This is a genomic window from Rhodoferax sp. UBA5149 (genome assembly GCF_002413825.1).
Taxonomy (GTDB): Bacteria; Pseudomonadota; Gammaproteobacteria; order Burkholderiales; family Burkholderiaceae_C; genus Rhodoferax.
This window is the reverse complement of record NZ_DHXT01000003.1, coordinates 14512-14953: the sequence shown is the minus strand read 5'-3', so window position 1 is coordinate 14953 and position 442 is coordinate 14512. Positions and strand designations below refer to the sequence as shown.

Here is a 442-nt window from a genome sequence, read left to right as displayed (position 1 = left end):
ATAGCATCCGAACGACTCACTAGGAGTGTCAGTGCCGCCGTGAGAAGCACAGCTGCCATTGCCCCACGTAGACTATTAAATATTCATAAAACATCCTGGCTGATCGCTTTTCGTCGCTCTCAGGGATTGAGGAAATCAAGCAAGTCAGTGTTCACCAGCACTGCTTTAGCCATCGACTTGCCGTTGTGGCGCGCCATGTAGCGGGCCACTTCGCCGCCGCCCATCGAAAGGCCCACAATGACCGGGTCCTTCGCGGCGGTTTGGTCGGCAGTGGTGACCCTGGACATCGCGGCGCTCCACTTCTCTCGCGTTGCCGGTTTTAGTTCTTGCCAAACTTAGTCTTGGCAGCAGCCACACAACTGGTCTTGGCATCACCGGCCATGGAGTCGCACTTTTCAATGGCTACCTTGTAGTTGGCATCTGACTTGTCCTCAGATGCCTC

At 55.2% G+C, this 442-nt stretch carries 1 protein-coding gene; it reads right to left on the bottom strand.

Annotation, left to right across the window (positions count from 1 at the left end):
* Positions 1 to 119: 119 nt before the first annotated feature.
* Positions 120 to 287, bottom strand: a complete 168-nt coding sequence (locus B3V69_RS00150) for a hypothetical protein (RefSeq protein WP_296442657.1) — start codon at positions 285 to 287, stop codon at positions 120 to 122.
* Between the last annotated feature and the right edge of the window lie 155 nt (positions 288 to 442).